Raw genomic sequence first — 1682 nt, forward strand, 5'->3', positions numbered from 1 at the left:
AGGCTGCCCGTGACCTCGACCTTCATGTTCTTCGACTTCTTCTGGATCAGCGTCTGGGTGGCCAGCACGTGCTCGACCTCGCTCGTGCCGATGCCGTGCGCCAGCGCCCCGAAGGCGCCATGGGTGGCGGTATGGCTGTCGCCGCAGACAATGGTCATGCCCGGCTGGGTGATGCCCTGCTCCGGCCCGATGATGTGCACGATGCCCTGGCGCGGGTCGGCGACGTCGAAGATCTCGATGCCGAATTCCGCGGCATTGGCGCGCAGGGTCTCGACCTGGATGCGGCTCTCCTCGTTCTCGATGCCCTTGGCCCGGTCCACGTCGGTCGGCACGTTGTGGTCGGGCACCGCCACGGTCTTCTCCGGCGCGCGCACCCTGCGGCCGGTCATGCGCAGCCCCTCGAAGGCCTGCGGGCTCGTCACCTCGTGCACGAGATGGCGGTCGATGTAGATCAGGCAGGTGCCGTCGGGCGCCTCGTGCACCAGATGGGCGTCCCAGATCTTGTCGTAGAGGGTCTTCGGAGCGGACATGGCGTGTCTCCCGCGCGGGGATTGTCGGGTCAGGGCGGCAGGCTGGCGTGCCTCAGCGCCCCGCCGTGAAGCGCGGACGCCGGGCGTGGAACCGCCAGGGCAACCGCGCGTGGTCGTCGATGTCGGTGATCGGTCGCATCGGCGACCTCTAGCCCCGAATCGGCCGCTCCACAAGCGCCGGCGCGGCTGCGGCCGGAGCGCATGCCTGGGCAGCGCCCGGGGCTCGCAAGGACGGGGTCGCGTTGCCGAATGCAATTTCTCCGGGCCGCGGTCGACACCCGGACCTGCCGTGTTAGGGTGGCCCGTCCGGAACAGGGAGGTGACAGATGTACGCTCGGATCATGGTTCCCGTCGATCTCGCCCATGCCGACCGGCTGGAGAAGGCGCTCGGAACGGCGGCGGATCTGGCCCGCCACCATGGCGCGGGCCTCACCCTCGTCGGCGCCACGGGAACCGAGCCCGGGCCGGTGGCGCGCAGCCCGGAGGCCTTCGCGGAGAAGCTCGACCGGTTCGCCGCCGAAGCGGGCGAGCGGCTCGGGATCGGTATCGAGGCCTCGACGCTGCACCTGCACGACGTCTCGATCGACCTCGACAACGCCCTGATTCACAAGGCCGCCGAGATCGGCGCCGATCTCATCGTGATGGCGTCGCATATTCCGGGCGCCGCGGAATATCTCTTAGGCTCGAATGCCGGCCACGTGGCCCAGCATGCGCCGATCTCCGTGATGGTCGTGCGCGGGGCCTGATACGACATCTGGACAGATCGATCGGCCGGGGGACATCCCGAACCGGCACCAGCGAGGCACTGCCTCGCGCCGGTTCGTCGGCTGGAGCGCGCGAGCGCGGAAGCCGAGGGGGTTGGATTTCAAAGTCGGTGAGCAATACCAGCGGCCCTTCCAACTGACCGGTCCTGCGGCCCGAGGCCGACTTTCGGGACAAGGAAAAGGCCGCGCCCGCGCGGCCCGCACAGCCTTGCCGAGGACCGAAAAGGCGAGGCGCCGGTGGCGCCTTGCCCGGAACGGTCGCCCGGAGGCGCAAGCCGCAGGGCGAGGGAGGTGCCACCTTCCCGCCGGTCGAGGATCGGGACGGGACGGCCCTGGACGGTGCGCAAGGCGCGCCGGCCCCCGGCAGGGCCGGCGCGGCCCGATCGCC

The 1682-nt window shown here is 70.3% G+C and carries 2 protein-coding genes; one reads left to right on the forward strand and one right to left on the reverse strand.

The genetic code is table 11. The features are described from left to right. Nucleotides 1-530 (reverse strand): aconitase family protein (locus V7050_RS20920; RefSeq protein ID WP_324411268.1); only part of this gene is annotated, 530 nt, incomplete at its 3' end. 326 nt (nucleotides 531-856) lie between these two features. Here V7050_RS20920 and V7050_RS20925 point away from each other — a divergent pair. After that, the gene (locus V7050_RS20925) at nucleotides 857-1276 is read left to right on the forward strand and encodes a universal stress protein (RefSeq protein WP_324411270.1); all 420 of its coding nucleotides are present in this window, start codon (nucleotides 857-859) and stop codon (nucleotides 1274-1276) included. Nucleotides 1277-1682 lie beyond the last annotated feature (406 nt).

Source organism: Amaricoccus sp. (assembly GCF_036846665.1).
Lineage (GTDB): Bacteria > Pseudomonadota > Alphaproteobacteria > Rhodobacterales > Rhodobacteraceae > Amaricoccus.

Excerpts from the sequence above, each read along its gene's own strand:
- V7050_RS20925 (WP_324411270.1), top strand. The coding sequence starts at position 857 with ATGTACGCTCGGATCATGGTTCCCGTCGATCTCGCCCATGCCGACCGG.